Origin of the sequence: Micromonospora sp. DT229 (assembly GCF_049844505.1) — a bacterium.
Taxonomy (GTDB): domain Bacteria; phylum Actinomycetota; class Actinomycetes; order Mycobacteriales; family Micromonosporaceae; genus Micromonospora.
This window is the reverse complement of sequence record NZ_JBNCLD010000017.1, coordinates 1-19,341: the sequence shown is the minus strand read 5'-3', so window position 1 is coordinate 19,341 and position 19,341 is coordinate 1. Positions and strand designations below refer to the sequence as shown.

General features: G+C 68.2%; 16 protein-coding genes. 9 read left to right on the top strand and 7 right to left on the bottom strand.

Features of this window, described 5'->3' with window-relative positions; translation table 11 throughout:
- Window positions 1–2 precede the first annotated feature (2 nt).
- The 5 genes from ACLQ2T_RS22675 (at window position 3) to ACLQ2T_RS22655 (ending at window position 6,838) form a co-directional block, all read left to right on the top strand.
- Window positions 3–539: a flavin reductase family protein gene (locus ACLQ2T_RS22675; RefSeq protein ID WP_425768363.1), complete on the top strand. Its 537-nt coding sequence runs from the start codon at window positions 3–5 to the stop codon at window positions 537–539.
- A 59-nt stretch (window positions 540–598) separates the two neighbouring features.
- Complete coding sequence (locus ACLQ2T_RS22670) at window positions 599–1,894, top strand: cytochrome P450 (RefSeq protein ID WP_425768462.1); 1,296 nt, start codon at window positions 599–601, stop codon at window positions 1,892–1,894.
- 401 nt (window positions 1,895–2,295) lie between these two features.
- Window positions 2,296–4,266 carry a CRTAC1 family protein gene (locus tag ACLQ2T_RS22665; protein ID WP_425768362.1) on the top strand — a complete coding sequence of 657 codons (1,971 nt, stop codon included), beginning with the start codon at window positions 2,296–2,298 and terminating at the stop codon, window positions 4,264–4,266.
- Complete coding sequence (locus ACLQ2T_RS22660; protein ID WP_425768361.1) at window positions 4,263–5,297, top strand: enediyne biosynthesis protein; 1,035 nt, start codon at window positions 4,263–4,265, stop codon at window positions 5,295–5,297. The genes ACLQ2T_RS22665 and ACLQ2T_RS22660 overlap by 4 nt, the downstream gene beginning before the upstream one ends.
- A 272-nt stretch (window positions 5,298–5,569) precedes the next feature.
- A complete protein-coding gene (locus ACLQ2T_RS22655) occupies window positions 5,570–6,838 on the top strand; it encodes an exonuclease domain-containing protein (protein WP_425768360.1) in 1,269 nt (422 codons plus the stop codon).
- 44 nt (window positions 6,839–6,882) lie between these two features.
- Here the strand turns inward: ACLQ2T_RS22655 and ACLQ2T_RS22650 are convergent, their stop codons facing one another.
- From ACLQ2T_RS22650 to ACLQ2T_RS22620, 7 genes are all read right to left on the bottom strand, one after another.
- Complete coding sequence (locus ACLQ2T_RS22650; protein ID WP_425768359.1) at window positions 6,883–8,100, bottom strand: iron-containing alcohol dehydrogenase; 1,218 nt, start codon at window positions 8,098–8,100, stop codon at window positions 6,883–6,885.
- Window positions 8,101–8,224: 124 nt separating this feature from the next.
- The gene (locus ACLQ2T_RS22645) at window positions 8,225–9,685 is read right to left on the bottom strand and encodes an NAD-dependent succinate-semialdehyde dehydrogenase (protein ID WP_425768358.1); all 1,461 of its coding nucleotides are present in this window, start codon (window positions 9,683–9,685) and stop codon (window positions 8,225–8,227) included.
- Window positions 9,686–9,911: 226 nt separating this feature from the next.
- Window positions 9,912–10,988: an ABC transporter ATP-binding protein gene (locus ACLQ2T_RS22640; RefSeq protein ID WP_425768357.1), complete on the bottom strand. Its 1,077-nt coding sequence runs from the start codon at window positions 10,986–10,988 to the stop codon at window positions 9,912–9,914.
- Complete coding sequence (locus tag ACLQ2T_RS22635; protein WP_425768356.1) at window positions 10,988–12,055, bottom strand: ABC transporter ATP-binding protein; 1,068 nt, start codon at window positions 12,053–12,055, stop codon at window positions 10,988–10,990. The genes ACLQ2T_RS22640 and ACLQ2T_RS22635 overlap by 1 nt, the downstream gene beginning before the upstream one ends.
- Entirely contained in the window at window positions 12,055–12,966 is a 912-nt protein-coding gene (locus tag ACLQ2T_RS22630) for a carbohydrate ABC transporter permease (RefSeq protein ID WP_425768355.1), read from the bottom strand. Before ACLQ2T_RS22630 ends, ACLQ2T_RS22635 begins: the two co-directional genes overlap by 1 nt.
- Window positions 12,966–13,874, bottom strand: coding sequence for a carbohydrate ABC transporter permease (locus ACLQ2T_RS22625; protein ID WP_425768354.1), 909 nt, complete (start codon window positions 13,872–13,874; stop codon window positions 12,966–12,968). The genes ACLQ2T_RS22630 and ACLQ2T_RS22625 overlap by 1 nt, the downstream gene beginning before the upstream one ends.
- A 35-nt stretch (window positions 13,875–13,909) precedes the next feature.
- A complete protein-coding gene (locus ACLQ2T_RS22620; RefSeq protein ID WP_425768353.1) occupies window positions 13,910–15,295 on the bottom strand; it encodes a sugar ABC transporter substrate-binding protein in 1,386 nt (461 codons plus the stop codon).
- 442 nt (window positions 15,296–15,737) lie between these two features.
- Here ACLQ2T_RS22620 and ACLQ2T_RS22615 point away from each other — a divergent pair, with 442 nt between their 5' ends.
- From ACLQ2T_RS22615 to ACLQ2T_RS22600, 4 genes are all read left to right on the top strand, one after another.
- Window positions 15,738–16,481 (top strand): GntR family transcriptional regulator, encoded by a 744-nt coding sequence (locus tag ACLQ2T_RS22615; protein WP_425768352.1) that lies wholly within the window; start codon window positions 15,738–15,740, stop codon window positions 16,479–16,481.
- An 83-nt stretch (window positions 16,482–16,564) separates the two neighbouring features.
- The gene (locus ACLQ2T_RS22610) at window positions 16,565–17,134 is read left to right on the top strand and encodes a DJ-1/PfpI family protein (protein WP_425768351.1); all 570 of its coding nucleotides are present in this window, start codon (window positions 16,565–16,567) and stop codon (window positions 17,132–17,134) included.
- Window positions 17,135–17,148: 14 nt separating this feature from the next.
- The gene (locus tag ACLQ2T_RS22605) at window positions 17,149–17,955 is read left to right on the top strand and encodes an alpha/beta fold hydrolase (protein ID WP_425768350.1); all 807 of its coding nucleotides are present in this window, start codon (window positions 17,149–17,151) and stop codon (window positions 17,953–17,955) included.
- A gap of 545 nt (window positions 17,956–18,500) precedes the next feature.
- On the top strand, window positions 18,501–19,118 hold the full coding sequence (locus tag ACLQ2T_RS22600; RefSeq protein ID WP_425768349.1) for a hypothetical protein: 618 nt from the start codon (window positions 18,501–18,503) through the stop codon (window positions 19,116–19,118).
- The last annotated feature ends 223 nt before the right edge of the window (window positions 19,119–19,341 follow it).

Here is a 19,341-nt window from a genome sequence, read left to right as displayed (position 1 = left end):
TCGTGAACGCCTATCCCAAGCCGGCTGCTGAAGTCATCGACCCGAGGCTGCTCCGGGGCGTCTACGGCGCTTTCGCGACCGGCGTGACGATTGTGACGGTCAGCGGCTCCACTCCGCACGCGATGACCGCGAACTCGTTCACCGCGGTCTCGCTCGATCCCGCGCTGGTGCTCGTCTGCATCGACCGCAACGCGGTGATGCACCGCGCCGTCCTCGACGCCGGGCAGTTCGGGGTGTCGGTGCTCGCCTCCGACCAGGCGGAGCTGGCGCGGTACTTCGCCGACCGGCGTCGGCCGCTGGGGGCCACCCAGTTCGAGTACGGCGCCTGGCACGCCGGCGAGCGCACCGGCGCGCCCCTGCTCGACGGCGCGGTGGCGCACCTGGAGTGCGCGCTGTGGCAGGTCTACGACGGTGGCGATCACAGCATCGTCCTCGGCCGGGTGCTGTCCCTGCAGCGGCACGTCGAGGGTGACGGGCTGTTGTTCCTCGGCGGCAAGTTCCGCCAGCTCGGTGGGCTGACCGCGGAGGTGACGACGTGACCACGACCGGAACCGACGACCGGATCCCGCCGGGGCCGGCCCGATCGGCGGCGCTGCGGATGTTGGTGGTGATGGCCCGGGACCGGTTGGGCATGCTGACCTCGGCGGCGGCCCGGTACGGCGACGCGGCCCGCCTGCCGGTCGGGCACAAGCAGTTGTACCTGTTCAACCATCCGGACTACGCCAAGCACGTGCTCGCCGACAACGCGGCCAACTACCAGAAGGGGATCGGTCTGGTACACGCTCGGCGGGCCCTCGGTGACGGGTTGCTGACCAGCGAGGGCGACCTGTGGCGCAAGCAGCGCAGGGTGATCCAGCCGGCATTCCAGAGCCGGCGGATCGCCGCCCAGGCGGGCGCGGTGGCGCAGGAGGGCGCGGCGTTGGTCGAACGGCTACTGGTGCAGGGCCGGCGGGGACCGGTCGACGTGCCGACCGAGATGACCGGGCTGACCCTCGGCGTGCTGGGCCGTACGCTGCTCGACACCGATCTGTCCCGGATGGCCACCATCGGCGGCGACTTCGCCGCCGTGCAGGACCAGGCCATGTTCGAGTTGGAGACTCTCTCGGCGGTGCCGACGTGGATCCCGCTGCCACGGCAGATGCGGTTCCGGGCGGCCCGCCGCCGGCTGCAGCGGATCGTGGACCAACTGGTCGTCGAGCGCACCGGGCACACGGCGAACCGCGACGACGTGCTCTCCCGGCTGATCCTGTCGGTCGACGGCGAGGACGATCCACGGGTAGGTCGCCAACGGCTGCGCGACGAGTTGGTGACCCTGCTGCTCGCCGGGCACGAGACCACCGCCAGCACGCTCAGTTGGTCGCTCTACCTGGTCGACCGCCACCCCGAGGTACGCGAGAAGCTGCGCTCCGAGGCGCTGGAGGTGCTCGGCAGCGGCCTGCCCACCTTCGACGACCTGGCCCGGCTGCGGTACACGTCCATGGTGATCGAGGAGGTCATGCGGCTCTACCCGCCGGTGTGGCTGTTGCCCCGCCGGTCCCTGGCGCCGGACCGGGTGGGTGACTACCACGTTCCGGCCGGCGCCGACGTGGTCGTCAGCCCGTTCACCCTGCACCGGCATCCGGCCTTCTGGACCGACCCGGACCGGTTCGACCCGGACCGGTTCGCGCCGTCGGCCACCAGCGGCCGGCCACGGTACGCCTACCTGCCCTTCGGTGCCGGGCCCCGCTTCTGCATCGGCAACCACCTCGGCCTGATGGAGGCCGTCTTCGTTCTCGCCATGCTGATGCGGGATCTGCGTCTGACGAAGGTCGCGGGGCACGCCGTGCAGCCGGAACCCATGCTCTCGCTGCGGATCAAGGGTGGTCTGCCCATGATGGTGACCCCGCTGCGGTAGCTGCCAGGCAGGGTGCCCGGACCGCCGGCTCGGCGGTCCGGGCACCGGGCCGTCGGGTTGCCCGGGCCGCTCCGGTCGCGGCCGTCGGGCGATCCGGGGAATGGCCCAACACGACCCAGTCCTGCCGATGATGCGTTCCTGCCCATACGGCCGGCGGTCGCTCACGGCAATTAACGCAGTCTTTTGCGGATAGCGGGAATTTCGGCTACCAGTAACTGATTACTCCGTTCGTGCGGCCGATGTTTAAGCCTATTTCGCGAGCATGAATGAAGATGCCTTCCCGCTCGTCAGGTGGCGACCATAAACGGGTCCGCGAATGGCTCGGCGCCGATCCAGATGCTTATACAAAGCCTGCGGATCCGCCCAACAGGGGCCGAGCCTTACTATCCCGAGGGGGACCGTTGCCACCGCAACCAGTTGGCCTCGTACGACGGCTCATCGCGCCCGTCGTGGCGCTCGTGCTCGTCGGTGCGTTGTTCGCCGTCGCCCGGCTGCCCAGCGCGTCCGCCGAGACCCGAGCCGAGATCGCCTCCCGCTTCGCCTTCACCGAACTGCCGATCGCGCTGCCGCCCGGTCTGCCGCAGCAGGAGGTGCGGGTCGTCAACCCCAAGTACGAACACATCAAGTCCTGGGTCTCGTCGGTCGGCGCGGCGATCGCCATCAACGACCTCGATGGTGAGGGCAAGCCGAACGACCTGTGTCTCGTCGACACCCGTACCGATTCGGCGATCGTGACTCCGGTACCAGGAGGCGGCGCCACCTACGCCCCCTTCGTCCTGGACCCGGCACCGTTGCCGATGGGGTCCACGATCTCGCCGATGGGTTGTGTGCCGGGCGACTACAACCTCGACGGCAAGATGGATCTCCTGGTCCACTACTGGGGCCGCACTCCCATCCTGTTCCTGCAGAAGCAGAGCGCGACCACGGTGGCACTGGACTCCTTCCACCCGTACGAGTTGGTGCCGCAGCAGCAGACCCCCGACCGGCAGTACCAGGGCCCGCTGTGGAACACCAACGCAGTGGCGGTGGCCGACTTCGACGGTGACGGCAAGCCCGATATCGGGGTGTTCAACTACTTCCCGGACAGTGCCGTGCTGGACCCCAACGGTCACCCGAACGTGCAGATGAACCACTCGATGTCGCGCGCCACCAACGCCGGCGGCGCACACGTGTTGCGCTGGGTCTCGGCGACCTCCGGTGACGAGCCGACGGTGGTCTACGAGGAGCAGCCGGCGATCGACCCGAAGTACTCCTCGGGCTGGACCCTGGGAGCCGGGTCGGCGGACCTCGACGGGGACCTGCTGCCGGAGCTGTACCTGGCCAACGACTTCGGACACGACCGCTTCTTTCACAACGTGTCCCGTCCCGGTCAGATCAAGTTCAAGCTCGCGGAGGGCCGCCGCGGTGCCCTGACCCCGAAGTCCCTCGTACTCGGCGACGACTCGTTCAAGGGGATGTCGATCGAGTTCGGTGACCTGGAGGGGCGCGGCAAATTCGACATGTTCGTCAGCAACATCACCGAGGAATGGGGTCTGGAAGAAAGCAATTTCCTCTGGATGAACAACTCGGAATCGCCGGAGGACGCCCGGAGGAAAATGGAACAGGGCATCGCTCCGTTCGACAACAAGGCTGCCGGCCGGAACCTCGCCTGGGTCGGCTGGGGCTGGGATTCCAAGATGGGCGACTTCGACAACAGTGGACGGCCCGCGATCATTCAGGCCACCGGTTTCGTCAAGGGCACCATCAACCGATTCAACTGGTTGCAGGAGCTGGCGATGAGCAATGACCTGCTCCTAGCCGAGCCGGACATGTGGCCGAAGGCCGTGCCGGGTGACGACATCGCCGGGTCGAACTCGGTCGCCTTCTGGGTCCGCGAGGACAACGGCCGGTACGTCAACATCAACAAAGAGTTGGGCGTCGACGTGCAGATCCCCACGCGTGGGGTCGCGGTCGGTGACGCCAACGGCGATGGCGGACAGGACTGGGCCATCGCCCGGCAGTGGGCCGCTCCGGCCTACTACCGTAACGACAACCCCGGCAACGGCAATTTCCTCGGGCTGCGCCTGTACCGGCCCGTCGCCGGTGCCGACCCGTCGGCTGCGGCCGGGCTGTCACCGGCGTACGGCGCGCAGGTCCGCGTTGTCACCGCCGACGGCCGGACCCAGCTCGCCCAGCTCGACGGCGGAAGCGGACACTCCGGCAAGCGCAGCTTCGACGTCTTCTTCGGTCTCGGTGACCACGGTGGCACGCCGGTTTCGGTCGAGGTGTGCTGGCGCGACCTTGACGGAGGCGTACACAAGCAACAGCTCAATCTCGACGCCGGTTGGCACGATCTCGTGCTGACCAACCAAGCGCAGGAGTTGACGCGATGACGGACGTCAATACCACGAAGGACGACGCGCCGGCCGTCATCGGCGCCGGCCGGGCGGACGCCGCCGACCCGCGGACGCCGGCGAACATCGAGCAACCGCCCCCGGTGCCACGGATCGACAAGCGCGATCCCCGCTACCTCGCATTGCGCAACTTCGCCATCTCGATGACCGTGTTCAACATCCTCGGGTACACGGTGCTCGGCTTCGAGCAGCCGTGGGCCTGGCCGATTTTCGCCGTCGCGGTCGGCTACTCCGCCGAGCTACTCATCGAGTGGATCTCCGCTCGCGCCAACCGGCGTCGGGCGGCGTACTCCGGCAACGGGGCCTGGGGCCTCTACACATTCCTGCTACCGACGCACATCACCGCGCTGGCGTGCAACATGCTGCTCTACGCCAACGAGATGTTCCTGCCGATCGCGTTCGCGGTCGTGGTGGCGGTCGTACAGAAGGCGGTGCTCCAGGCGCCGATCGCCGGCCGCATGCGGCACTTCATGAACCCGTCGAACTTCGGCATCACGATGGCGCTGCTGGCGTTCGGCTGGGTCAACATCGCGCCGCCCTACCACTTCACGGAGAACGTGCCGGACGTGATCAGCATCGTGGTGCCGCTGGTGATCATCACCTCCGGTACGGTGCTCAACGCGATGTTGACCAAGAAGGTGCCACTCATCGTCGGCTGGGTCGGGGCGTTCGTCATCCAGGCGCTGCTCCGGCATTGGATCTGGGACGTCGCGTTGTGGGGGGCACTGACGCCGATGACCGGGGTCGCGTTCGTGCTCTTCACCAACTACATGATCACCGACCCGGGTACCACGCCGAGCAAGCCCAAGTGGCAGTTCATGTTCGGCGCCAGCGTCGGTATGGTCTACGGCCTGCTGATGGTGTTCAACGTGGTCTACACGCTGTTCTTCGCGGTCTGCATCGTCTGCGGTGTGCGTGGCCTGTTCTGGTGGGGCAAGTGGTACGCCGAGCGGCGACGGAACCGCGTGGTCGCCCCGGCTGCGGGCGGCGCGCTGTCACCGGCGAGCTGACCGACCGACTCGGCACCCTCGGGGGTCGCCGGCGTGACCGCCCTGGTCACACCGGCGACCCCCGATCGCTGGCGGCCCGATCGCCACGCCGCGTAGGCCGTCGGACGGCGATCTCCGAACCTTGGCCGCGCCGGCCAAGGTCACTACGGTGAACCACGCCGTACGTCTGCGCGGTCACCCGACCCGCGACGACATCGAGAGCGGTTACATGCGAACCTCCTTTGTCGACCGTCGACCGTCGACCGTCGACCGTCGAGCAGGGGAGGGAAGTCATGTACGCGGTCATCGACCTGGAGACCACCGGCACGCGGACCAGTTGGCACGACCGGATCGTCGAGGTTGCCGTGGTGCACCTCGACGAGTACGGCCAGGTCACTGGGGAATGGTGCAGTCTCGTCAACCCGGGCCGGGATCTCGGTCCGCAGCTCATTCACGGCATCACTGCTGCGGAGGCCCGGCGGGCACCTAGATTCGACCAGATCGCCGGACATGTCGCTGGGTTGCTACGCGGTCGTGTTCTCGCAGCGCACAACCTTCATTTCGACGCGTCGTTCCTGCGGGCTGAGTACAAGCGGGCGGGATTTCAGGTGCCTGTCGACCCGGCCGACGGGTTGTGCACGATGCGGTTGGCGTCGCATTTCCTGCCGTCGGCCGGACGAAGTCTGTACGACTGCTGCCGGGCGGCCGGTCTGCCACCGTACCGAGCACACTCCGCGCTGCATGATGCCCGAGCCGCCGCCCAACTGCTCGTGCGGTATCTCGCCTCGGTCGGTACCCCGCCTCCGTGGGAGGCTGCGGTGACGGCGGCGGCCAGGCTTCCGTGGCCGCCCATGCCTGCGGCGTCGGTCGCGCCCGTCCAGCGTCAGACGACTGGCTATCGCGAGCAGCATTTCCTGGCTCGGCTTGTCGATCGACTGCCTCGGCTGCACGAGCCGAAGGGTGATGCCTACCTTGATCTGCTTGATCAGGTGCTCCTCGACCGGCATATCTCGGCCACCGAGGCGGACGCCCTTGTGGCCACGGCGGAGACTCTTGGGCTGGCTCGCGTCGATGTCGAACACCTGCACCGGAGCTACCTCGCCGGCCTGGCTGAGGTCGCAGCCGAGGACGGCGTCGTGACGGATGCCGAGCGGCTTGACCTGAATCGAGTCGCCGACCTGGTGGGTCTGGCCCGGTCCGAGGTGGACACCGCCCTGCGGATCGCCATGACCGACAGTAGTCGGCAGCAACGTCACCGCCGCGACCAGTGGAACCTCAACCCAGACGATCTGGTGGTCTTCACCGGTGAGATGCGACCTCAACGGTCGGAATGGGAGGCGGAGGCAACAGCAGCGGGTCTGCGCGTGGGCGACCGTGTCACGAAGAAGACCCGGCTCCTTGTTGCTGCCGACCCGGACAGTATGTCCGCGAAGGCCGAGAAGGCCCGCCAGTACGGCATTCCGATCGTGCACCCCAGCGCGTACAAACAGATGCTCACCGGGCTCGCGGTCTCCGATGCCGGCACGCTGCCGGGTGATAGAAGCGTGGTCGGGGCGCGCTGAGCCGGTTGGATCGGGTCTCGGCCGGTCGCTATCTCTGCTCGGAGTCAGGATCGCCGGGGTCGTTCCCCGGTCCAGGCCGCTTCGAGGATCGCGGTCAGGCTGGCGGTGTCGGTCGGGCCTGGATGGTTCTGGATCAAGCGGGTGACGCCGCTGGCCATCTCCGCGAAGCGCGGGAGGTCGGCGCGGGCCACGCCGATGTCTGCCAAGGTGGGCGGGATACCGATGTCGGCAAGGAGCCCGTCGAGCCAGGTGAGGAAGGTGTCTGCGGCCTCGGCGTCCGAGGCGTCGGTCACGTCGAGCCCGCATACCCCGGCGAGGATGGCCAGCCGGTCGCCGATGGCATCCCTGGCCGCGTCCAGCGCGTAGGGCAGTAGCAGCCCGACGCCCAGGCCGTGCGGCGTGTGCGTGGCTGCGCCGATGGGGTATTGGAGGGCGTGCGGGGCCGCGTTGCCCGCGTGGGAGAAGGCCAGCCCGGCGAGTACGGACCCGTAGGACATGTCCGCGCGGGCCTCGGTGTCGGCTCCGTTGCCGACAGCCCGACGCAGACTACGGGCGATCCGCTCGGCAGCCAGGAGCGCGTAGTGGTCGGTGATCGGGTTGCGGCCGAGGAACACCTGCTCCACCGGGTCGCGCGGTCCGTGGGCCCGGGGTCGCGCGGTGTAGCTCTCCACCGCGTGGCAGAACGCGTCGATGCCGGAGTGGGCGGTGACGGTCGCCGGGCAGGTGTAGGTGAGTTCGGGGTCGACGATGGCGAAGTCGGGCACGATGTGGACGCTGGAGACCCCCACCTTCAGCGCGCGGTCCGGGTCGGTCAACACCGAGACGGGGGTGATCTCGGAGCCGGTGCCTGAGGTCGTCGGGACCGCGACGAGCGGAAGGGTCGGCCCCGGCACTCGCGACTCGCCGTAGAAGTCGCGGGGTGTCCCGCCGTGACGACGGATGACGCCGACGATCTTGGCCAGGTCGATCACCGTCCCACCCCCGACGGCGAGGATCACCTCGGCGTCCACCTCGGCGGCGACCGAGACGGCCAGGGCGACATCGGCGAGGGGCACCTCCGCGGTCGCGTCGGAGAACACCTCGACGACCTCGACCTCCTCCCGTACGGCGGCCACGATCTCGGCCACCCCCGGCTGCCCCAGCAGCACCCGGTCGGTCACGATGAGGACTCGCGAGCCACTCTCGGCCACCACTCGGGGGATGTTCTGCGCGACCCCTTCGCCCACGATCAGCTGGCGTGGTCCGCGGACGGTCTCAAGCATGTCGGTGCCTCTTTCGGAACGTCGGCGGCGGTTGGTGGGGCGGACCTCCAGGTCACCTGCGAGACCGGGGACGGTTGACCGCCCGGGTGGCGCAGGCACACGCTGGGCGTCCGGGGCAGGCCGGTCACGGGAGGTCGATCGCTGCGTAGGTGAGGTCGAGGTACTCGAGGATGCCCTCGTGCGACCCCTCCCTGCCGATCCCGGACTGCTTCACCCCGCCGAACGGAGCTGAGGTGTCCGATATCAGCCCACGGTTGATGCCGAGCATCCCCGTGTCCAGTCCCTCGGTGAACCGGAGCGCCCGTTGCAGGTTCCGGGTGAAGACGTAGCCGACCAGGCCGTACTCGGTGTCGTTGGCCTTCGCCAGCACCTCCTCGTCGGAGGTGAAGGAGATGATCGGCGCCACCGGACCGAAGATCTCGGTCGCCAGCATCCGCGCATCCTCGGGCACGTCGGTGAGGACGGTCGGCGGGTAGAAGTGGCCCGGCCCGTCCGGACGCTCGCCGCCCACCAGAACCCGGGCGCCGCGGTCGACCGCGTCGGTCACAAGCTCGTCGATCGTGGTGACCGAGGCGGCGTCGATCAACGCCCCGACGTCCACGCCGTCGTCGAGACCATGACCCACCGACAGCGCGCCCATCCGTTCGGCGAAACGTGCCGTGAACTCCTCCCGCACCGGCTCCTCGACGTAGATCCGGTTGGCCGCGACGCAGGACTGCCCGATGTTGCGCATCTTGGCCACCATGGCCCCGTCGAGCGCGACCTCCAGGTCGGCGTCGGCACACACGATCAAGGCGGCGTTGCCGCCCAACTCCATGGAGGTACGCAGCACGTTGTCCGCCGCCTGTCGGAGCAGCACCCGCCCGACCTCGGTCGACCCGGTGAACGACAGCTTGCGGGTCCGACCGTCGGCCAGCAGTGCGGAGACCACCTCGCCGGCACGCTTGGTGGTCACCACGTTGACGACCCCCGGGGGAACGCCTACCTCCTCCATGATGCGGGCCAGCAACAGCATGGTCAGCGGTGTCTGGGCTGCCGGCTTGGTGATCGTCGTGCAGCCGGCAGCCAGCGCAGGAGCGATCTTGCGGGCGCCCATGGCCAACGGAAAGTTCCAGGGCGTCACGAACACGCAGGGGCCGACCGGCTTCGGCACGGTGAGGATGCGATATCCGCCTGCCGGCGCGGTGCTGTAGCGGCCCTCGACGCGTACCGCCTCCTCGGCGAACCACCGGAAGAACTCGGCGCCGTACGCCACCTCTGCCCGGGCCTCGGCGAGCGGCTTGCCCATCTCCAGGGTTATCAGCCGGGCGACCTCCTCGGATCGCTCGGTCAGGGCCCGGTAGGTCGCGGTCAACAACTCCGACCGCTTCCGGGGCGGGGTCGCCGCCCACTGCGCCATCGCCTTGCTCGCCGCGTCCAGAGCGGCGAGCCCGTCGACGACCTCGGCGTCCGCCACCTCGGCGATGGTCTTGCCGGTGGCCGGGTCCTCGACGGCGAAGGTGGCTCCGCTTGCGGCGTCGCGCCAGGCGTCGCCGATCCGCAGCCGCCGGTGCTCGGGGGCCAGGACGTTCATCGGGTCACTCATGGCCTCGCCTCCTGTGCTCTTCTCGGTGATATCCGGCGTGCCTCAGCGATCGGGCACACCGACGGACGGGTCACACGTCCCTCGTCTGGGCGAGGTAGCCGAAGCCCTGTCTGCGGGGCGCCGCCCGCGCTACCGATCGCCTTCACCGGGCGTCTCCGCGTCGTCAGGCCGTGTGACGGTCCGCCGAGGCGCGATTGCCAGGTGCCGGCGTCGCCGCCCGGCGCGGTTACCGCCCGGCCTCGGACAGCGACAGCCCGGTGTCCGCGTCGAACAGGTGCGCACGGTCCAGGTCGACCGTGACAAGCAGTCGCTCGCCCGGCGTACCGGTGACGGTGGGTCGTGCCTTGACCTTGAGGATCGTCGTCCCCACCTGGACGTCGACCACCGTTCGGTCACCGAGCGGCTCAAGCCCGTAGAGCTCTCCCGGCAGCGACGCGTCCCCCCGTCGCTCGACGGACAGGTCCTCCGCACGCAGGCCCAGCAGCAACGGACGACCGTCCTCGGCGGTGGTCCAGCGGGGTCTCGGCAGCGTCCACCCCTCCGCACCGACCAGACGATCTCCCTCGGCGTGGCAGGGGAGCAGGCTGATCGGAGGGCTCCCGACGAATCCGGCGACCCACTGGTTGGCGGGACGCTCGTACACCTCGGTCGGTGTGCCGACCTGTTGCACCGTGCCCTCCTTGAGGACCGCCACCTGGTCGGCCATGGACAGGGCCTCCACCTGGTCGTTGGTCACGTAGACGAAGGTCGCCCCGAGGCTGCGGTGGATCCGGGTGAGCTCGGTACGCATCTCGACGCGGAGTTTGAGGTCGAGGTTCGTCAGCGGCTCGTCCATGAGAAACGCGCGCGGGCTACGGACCAGCGCCCGGGCCAGGGCGACCCGCTGCATCTCACCGCCGGACAACTGCGCGGGACGACGTTGCAGCAGCCGTTCGATGTGCAGCAGGCGCGACATCCGTTCGACGGCGGCGGCGATCTCGCTGGAAGAACAACGGCGGGCCCGCAGCGGCGAGGCGATGTTCTCGTACACCGTGTGTCGCGGGTAGAGGGCGTAGCTCTGGAAGACCATGGCCAGGTCGCGTGCGGCCGGGGTGTCACCGGTCGCGTCCCTGCCGTCCAGGTGCACCGACCCGGCGTCGAGCTTCTCCAGGCCGGCGATCGCTCGCAGGGTGGTCGTCTTGCCTGCCCCGGAGGGTCCGAGTACGACGAAGAAGGAGCCGTCCGGCACGTCCAGGGTCACCCCGTCCAGGGCCTGGACCTTGCCGAAGGACTTGCACAGCCCCTGTGCTGCCACGGTTCCCATCAGGCCACCAACTCTTCCGTTCGCGGGTCGTAGACCGCCGGGGTGGCACCGGTGTGCCGGAGTCCGACCGGTGCGTCCGCGGCGAACCGGACAGTCGGCGGCATCCGCACCCGCACCTCGTGCTGGTCGCCGTGGTCGACGACGTAGATGATCTCGTCGCCCAGCCACTCCACCGAGAGCACGCGGGCCGGAACCGAACCTTCCGCCCCCGGTGCGCTGACCTCCAGGGCCTCCGGCCGCACACCCGCGACCAGGCGACGGTCGCGGGGCAGGCCGGGCGGCGGGGTGAGGGCCAGCCCACCCCGACTGCGCAGCTTCCCGTCGGCCAACTCCACCTCGATCAGGTTCATCGGCGGGGAGCCGATGAAGGCGGCGCAGAAAAGACTCGCCGGACGGTCGTACACCTCAAGCGGGGTGCCGATCTGCTCGACGCGGCCCTTGTTGAGGATGGCGATCCGGTGACCGAGCGACATCGCCTCGACCTGGTCGTGGGTGACGTAGACCATCGTCGCCCCCAACTCTCCCTGCAGGTGCTTGATCTCCGTTCGCATGTCCGCCCTCAGTTCCGCGTCCAGGTTGGTGAGGGGTTCGTCCATCAGGAACGCGCGGGGCCGTCGCACCAGGGCGCGGGCGAGCGCTACGCGTTGCTGCTCCCCGCCGGACAACTGGCGCGGTCGCCGGTCCATGAGTGGACCGAGCCGCATCAGCCGGGCGGCCTCGTCGACCCGCTGATGCACCTCCGACTTGGGCAGCCCCTCGGCCCGCAGGGGAAACGCCAGGTTGTCGCGGGTCTTCAGATGCGGGTAGAGGGCGTAGAACTGGAACACCATGGCGATGTCCCGCTCGGCCGGTGGCAGGTCGTTGACCAGGGTGTCGCCGATGCGAATGTCGCCGGTCGTCTGCCGCTCCAAGCCGGCGATGGCCCGCAGCGTGGTCGTCTTGCCGCAACCCGACGGACCGAGCATCACGAACAGCTCGCCGTGGCCGATCGACAGGTCCACCTGCTCGACCGCGACCGTGCCGTCCGGGTAGCGCTTGTGCAGGGCGGTCACCTCGATGCCGGCCATCAGCGTCGCACCGCCCCGAGGGTCACACCGGCGATGAGGTGCTTGCGTACCAGGTAGGCGAAGAGGAGCACCGGCAGGGCGAACACCACGGAGGCGGCGGCCACCAGACCCCAGTCCACGGTGGTGCCGCCGATGAGGCCGGCGATGGCGGGTGGGGCGGTGCGCACGCTGTCGCTGGAGGTCAGGAAGATCGCGAACACGAACTCGTTCCACGAGAAGATGAGGGCGAAGACCGCCGTCGCGGCGATGCCGGGCACGAGCAGGGGAAGGGTGTACCGCCGGAACGCCTGGAGCCGGGTGTACCCGTCGAGCATGGCGGCATCCTCGTACTCCGCGGGCACCTCGTCGACGAACCCCTTCATCATCCAGATCGTGAACGGCAGGTTGTACGCGGCGTAGATGAGGATCAGACCGAGCTTGGTGTCGATGAGTCCGACCTGCCGGTACATGAGGAAGATCGGGATCACGACCACCACGGGCGGCATGAAGCGGGTGGACAGGATGAAGAACAGCTGGTCCTTCTTGGCCTTCACCGCGAAGCGTGAGTAGGCCCAGGCCGCCGGTACCCCCAACAGGGTGGCCAGCGCCGTGGAGGCCCCGGCGACCAGCACGGAGTTGAGGAACGCGACCGACAGGTCCGAGCGACCGCCGTCGGGGCCGACGAACACGTCCTTGAAATGGTCCATGGTGACCGTGAAGCCGAAGAACTCGGCCGGCACGGCGTAGACGTCCCGGTTCTCCTTGATGGAGGTCTCGATCATCCACAGCACCGGGAAGAGCATCACCACGGCCAGTACGGTCAGCGCCGCGACCTCCAGCACGGAGCGGCCCCGGCCCCCTCGGCGGCGCGCGGGGGAGCTGCGATCCCGGGCGGGACCTGTGGACACGGCCTCGTCGACGGAGACGGCCATCAGCCCTCCTTGAGTCTGTTCAGGTAGCGCAGGTAGATCTGCGAGAGGACGATGACGACGAGGACCATGAGGATTCCGTACGCCGAGGCGGTTCCGGTGTTGAAGCCCAGGAAGGCGACCTTGTAGACGTGGAACGACAAGGTCTCGGTGGAGACACCCGGACCTCCGTTGGTCAGGATGTAGACGAGGTCGAACAGCCGGAAGGCCTCGATGGCCCGGAACAACACGGCAATCAGCAGCAGCGGCCACACCAGCGGAAGGGTGATGGTGCGGAACCGGAACCACTCCGACGCCCGGTCGATCGAGGCGGCCTCGTACAGGTACTTGGGCACCGCGGTGAGCCCCGCCAGGGCGATGAGCATGATGAACGGCGTCCATTGCCAGGTGTCGACCACGATCAGAGAGATCAGCGCCGTCCGTTGCCGGGTGAGCCACTCCACCTGCCCCAGGCCGAGCGAACCGAGCATGCTGTTGATCACGCCGAACTGGGCGTCGAGCATGAACCGCCAGAACAGCCCGACCACGACCGGCGACAGCATCATCGGGACCAGGAACAGGGTGGTCAGCAACCCGCGCCCATGCGTACGCCGGGAGATCAGGTACGCGATGGTGAAACCGAGCACGGTCTGCAGGGTGACCGCACCGACCACGTAGATCAGCGTCGTCAGAGCCCGCTGGTGGACCTGCGCCGAGGTCAGGATGGCGGTGTAGTTGCCGAACCCGACGAAGTAGGCGCGCCCCCCACGGGTGGCCGAGTAGTCGGTGAAGGACAGGTACAGCGCCCACAGCAACGGGAACACCGACATCGCGAGCAGCAGCAGCAGCGCCGGGGAGATGAAGGCCACGGCCAGTCCCCGGTCGCTCAGCCGGCGGAACCGACCCGGTGCAGGTGGCGGCGCAGCCGCCACCTGCCCGGCATCGGTCGTCAGAGGTACGGGGTCACTCACAGTCCGCCGCCGCCCCTGCGGCTGCTGGAGTCGAGTACGCTCTGCTGCTCCTTGGCGATGTCGTCGAGCGCGGCCTTCGGGTTCTTCGCACCGTTGAGAGCCGCGTTGACGTTGGTGTTCTCGATGTCGACCAGCTGCGCATACTCGGGCACGTTCCACATGTCCCGCATCCGCGGCACCGAGTCGGCGTACACCTTGTTGAACGGCCCGGCATTGAGGAACTCGGGTGACTCCAGGGCGTCCGTACGCGACGGCACCCCACCAGCGGCTGCCCACTTCTTCTGGATGTCAGCCCGTTGGAACCACTTCATGAAGTTCAGGGCCTCCAGCTGGTTAGCCTCGGCGGAGTAGGCTGACACGTGCATCCCCATACCGCCCAGCGGGACCAGGTTGGTCTTCTGACTGGGCAGGGTGGCGAAACCCAGCTTGTCGAGAATCTGCTCCCGGGTGGCGCCGAGGGTCGACTCCTTCGGATCGAGCAGGCCGCCGCTCGCGGCGATCCAGTTGAACGCGATGCAGGCCTTCCCCTGGGCGACCGCCGCGTTCACCTCGTCGATGAACCAGTTGCCGGAGCCCCTGGCAGTCAGCGGCTTCATCTTGTTGACCAGGACGTCCAGCGCCTCATGGCCCGCGGCGTCGTTGAGAATGCCCTCGATCTTGCGGTTCTTGGGGTCCCAGAGGTTGCCGCCGTACACGCCGTTGACCGTGTTGTAGGTGACGGCCGCGGCGTCGGAGCCGTTGGCCTGGTGGAAAGCCAGCCCGCTGACGCCCGGGTTGTCCGCCTGGCATTTCTCGGCGACTGAGATCATCTCGTCCCAGGTCTGCGGCGGCTGGTCGCCGATCAGGTCCTTGCGGTAGATCATCGTCCAGGTGTCGCCGAGCAACGGCAGTCCGTACAGGCTGGCGTTCTCGTCGCGCTGGCCGGTCTCCGCCTGGGGGAACTGGCCGTACGCCGCCAGGAGGTACGGGTTGTAGGCCTCGACGTCGATGTTGTTCTTGACGAAGTCGGTGATGTCCAGGATGTTGCCGTTCGTCACGGCCTCACCGATGTGTTGCGAGTCCAGGATCGCGATGTCGAAGTCGGTCTTGCGCGCGGCGAACTGGGTGAACATCGCGTCGTGCCAGTTGGCGTTCGGCACGGTGTTGACCTTGATGGTGGCGTTCGGCCGCTCCTTCTTGTACTCCGCGTTCGCGAAGGCTTCCAGTGCCTGGGCGGGCGGCCAGTCGAACCAGATGAAGCTGAGGGTCAGCGGGTCCGTGGTGAGTTCCGGGATGGTCGCCGGCGCCTTCGGAGCGCTCGCCGTCGCGCCGTCGTCCCCGCCATCGCCGCACGCCGCCACGGTCGTGGCCACCAGCAGCATGGCCGCCGTCGCCAGCTGCACCCTTCGCCGGGGAGCGGACAATCGTTTCGTTCGCGGTGAATGTCGCATATTCCTGCCTGCTTTCTGGGTTCGGACTTCTAGGACCTCGCTAGGTGCTTCGCCGAGCAGTTGCCGGGTGGTTCATGCGGGGGTGCCGGGCTGTCGCGCAGGGGCTACCCGCGGCCCGGCGTCACGAGTGCGCCGCGACGCACGGGGCCTGCACGCCGTCGAGGAGTCCTTCGGTCCAACCGCAGCCCGGTGACCGAACCGAGCGGGACCTCGCGCATGCTCGTGGGAACTTCAGGTGATCGAGTAGAGCGGTGGTGGGCGGTTCGATGCTGTGGCGCAGGATGACGATCATCCGCCACTTTTCCTATACGATCCGGTGGGGCGTCAGCATGCCGCAGCGTTGTGACTGCTGTCAATGGGTTCCCGAAGGGCGCGAGGAAGGCCTCAGGTCACGATGGACGATGAAGCGATGATCGCGCGGGGCCGCAGGGTCGTGCCGGGCGCAGGGTCGTCGGGACGAGCCGGCGGTCGGCTCGCCGACGAGGTGTACGACACCCTGCTGGGGCAGCTGATGTCGCTCCGGATCGAGCCGGGCTCCCGCGTCACGATCGACGTCCTGGCCCGAGAGCTGGGGGTCTCGCAGACACCGATCCGGGACGCACTGAACCGCATGGAGGCCGAGGGCCTGGTCGTACGGGTACCCCACGCCGGCTACCGCATCCCGCCCCAGATCACCCGTAGTCGATTCGAGGACATGCTCGAGATCCGCCTGCTCCTGGAACCGGCAGCGGCACGCAGATCCGCCGAACGCGCATCCCTGGAGCAGGTCGCCGGCCTGCGACGGATGCTGGGGGAGATGGCCGAGCTGGAGGGCGGCCACGGGCCCGCGGCCTACGGCGCCTTCGGTCTCCGCGACGCCGCCTTCCACGATCTCGTCGCCTCCAGCGCGGAGAACCAGGTCATCCGGGAAACGCTCGCTCGCCTGCACAGCCACGTGCACCTGTTCCGGCTGCACCGCGACGCCCAGGTCACCCACCTGGCCATGGCCGAGCACGAGGATGTCGTGGCCGCGATCGCCGCGCGAGACCCCGACGCCGCCGCCTACGCGATGCGTCGGCACATCCTGCGCTCCGGCGAGCGCTTCCGTCGATTCTTCGACGAGCTCAAGGAAGCGGACCCGGTCGCGGCAGAGGCTTGACGGGCGGACGGGGCCGGGGAATGCTGAACCGATCGGATCGTATTGGATTCATCTCGCCCGTCCCCAGATGCGAGGAGAAGCAGGTGCCCAGAGCGCTGCTCCTGACCGGCGACGCCGCCGAGGAACTCGACACCATGTACCCCTACTACCGCGTACAGGAAGGCGGTTGGGACGTCGACGTCTCGTCACGAACGATGCGTGACGTGCAACTGGTCATCCACGAGTTCGACCCCAACTCCGACGCCTACGTGGAGAAGAACGGCCGGAAGCTGCCGGTCGACGTGCCCTGGGCCGAGGTCGACCTCGAGCGCTACGACGCCCTCATCATTCCCGGCGGACGAGCCCCCGAGTGGATCCGGGTCGACGCCGACGTCCGGCGCATCACCGAGCACTTCTTCGCCCGCAACCTCCCCATCGCGCTGGTGTGCCACGGCGCCCAGGTACCGGCGGTGTACGGGCTGCTGAAGGGCCGGAAGACGGCCTGCTTCCCGCCGATCACCGGTGACATGGAGAACGCGGGCGCGACCGTCATCGACGCCCCGGACGTCGTGGACGGCAACCTCGTTTCCTGCCGGGGATGGCCCGACATGCCGCAGTTCGGCAGGGCGATGATGGAGGTCTTCACCAAGTCCGTCGACCCCGCATCGGCCTGAACGCACCTGGCCCGGTGACAGCACTGCGAACCATCACCGTCGACGGCTCTCCTGTGCACCTCATGGAGAGCGGCACCGGCCCTGCGGTGTTGATGCTGCACGGCTCCGGACCCGGCACGACCGGGTCCGGAGCCTGGGCGACGACAGCGCAGGCGCTGGACACCTCCTGGCACCTGATCGCTCCTGACCACGCCGGGTTCGGCCGTACCCCTGTCCCGGCGGGCGCCAGAGGCGGGCTCCGGCTGTGGACGGAGCAGGCCGCCGGCCTCATGGATGCGCTCGGTATCGAGCACTACGCCGTGGTGGGTCACTCCATGGGTGGTGCCGTGGCGCTGGCGCTGGCGGCCGCGCGCCCCCAGCAGGTCACCCGGGTCGTGGCGGTCTCGACGATGGGGGCCCCCGGGGCGCCGCTGTCCGCCGATCTCGACGCGATCTGGGCCGCCCCCGCCGGCGCGCTCGGAGCACGAGACATGCTGACCCGCCTGGTGCACGACCAGACCCTGGTGACCGACGCGGCCGTCGAGGCCCGCGCAACCGCGATGCGAGCGGGGGCGGCCGCGTACGCCTCGCTGTTCCCTGCACCCAGGGCACGATGGGTCGACGACCTCACCCTCTCGCCGCAGACCCTGGCGGCGATCCGCGCGCCCGTGCTGCTCGTGCACGGCGCCGAGGACCGAATCGTTCCACTGGCGACGGCAACCCAGCCCCTCCTCGAACATCTCGCCGATGTCCGGCTGCACGTTTTCGGCCGATGCGGGCACGTACCGACGGTCGAACATCCGCTGGAGTTCAGGGAATTGTTGTCGAGCTTCCTCCGCTAGGAGAGCCGGTGCTAACCGTTGTGGCGTGGTCGCAACCGGCGCTTGAGCAGATCGGCGCGGAGCATCCCTGACCCGTGCACGGTCTGACCTCTCAGGTTGCGGTTCTGTGGGCCCTGTCGACCACCGCGACAACTGCTCGACACTGCTGCTCTGAGGCTGGCTGATCGCCACAAGACTACCTCAACTCGGTCAATCGCAGAATACTCGTCCTTTGTGGACAACGCTCGATGGATGCGCCCGTGTCTGACGTGTAGCTGTCGCGTTAGGACGATGGCGAGGTAGGCCACACGTGAACGACTAAGGGCACTCGCTGCCCCTGCCACCGCCGCTGATCGGGTGCGGTACGCCGAGGAAGCTGGGACGCTGAGCTACCTGCAGTTCGCCGAGCGCAAGGCGGAGTTTCTCACTGTGGGCTGCGACCCCATCGCCCAGTGCAAGAAGTTGATCCCGTACCAACGGAAACACCTCCGGCCGCCTGCGCGGTGCGCCGTACTTCAACGACGACGTCCCGTACTGCTGAATCGGGATCTGCCTCGGGAGGCGCCATGACTGTACCTGCAGAGGACGGCCAGCCCCACAGCAATGGCGAACAGCTGGGTACCGTGTTGGGGGTGGCTGGCGTGGTGCTGGCAGTCGGGGCCATGTTCTTCCGACCCGCGCTGCCGTACGAAGTCAACAGCGCTCCTAAAATGCTTCTCCTGCTCTGCCTGTTGGCTGCGCTGACCTGGTTGATCGTTCTCTGTCTGCGGTGGCGGTGGCAGCATCAACGCCCACGCGGCTTCCGGCGGGTAGCCGCCCTTGTGGCGGTCTTCGGGGCGCTGTTTGCAGTGACCGCCGTGCAGGCAGAAGAGACGGGAGTCCGCAGCGCGCACTGCGAGTTCGGCGTGTGGGGGCTTGGCTACGGCATGGTGTGGGCGAAGGTGGAACCTCGGGAGCCCGGCGAGCCGTATCAATTCATCGTACGGTGGGGCGACTGGGTCGGCCGTCCGAAGCCGGTCGTGCTGCACCAGACGACGTACTTCACCTTCCTCAAACGTGACCTCCTGAGCTCGAAGGCTGACGTAAGAGTTGACCGCGACGCCAAGATCACCTGCGGTGACGGGAGGCCGCCGTCCGACGAGGACCAGATTCACCTCGACGGTGATGACTGGAAAAGCAGGTGATCCGGCCAAAGAACGCTGAGCCGCTGGCGGGTTGAGCCCCGGCCGCTTCCAGCTGCCTGCGGCTCATCGAGGCGGACCAGGGCCTCTGTGCGATCAGCGGGTGCGGTGTAAACAGCGCGTCGTCCGCCTCCTTATCGGAATGTTGACTAGTACGGCAGCCGCCGTTCGGGATCATGGCTGGAGTTCGAGGTTGAGGCGGCGTGTGTAGTGGGATTGTCGGGCT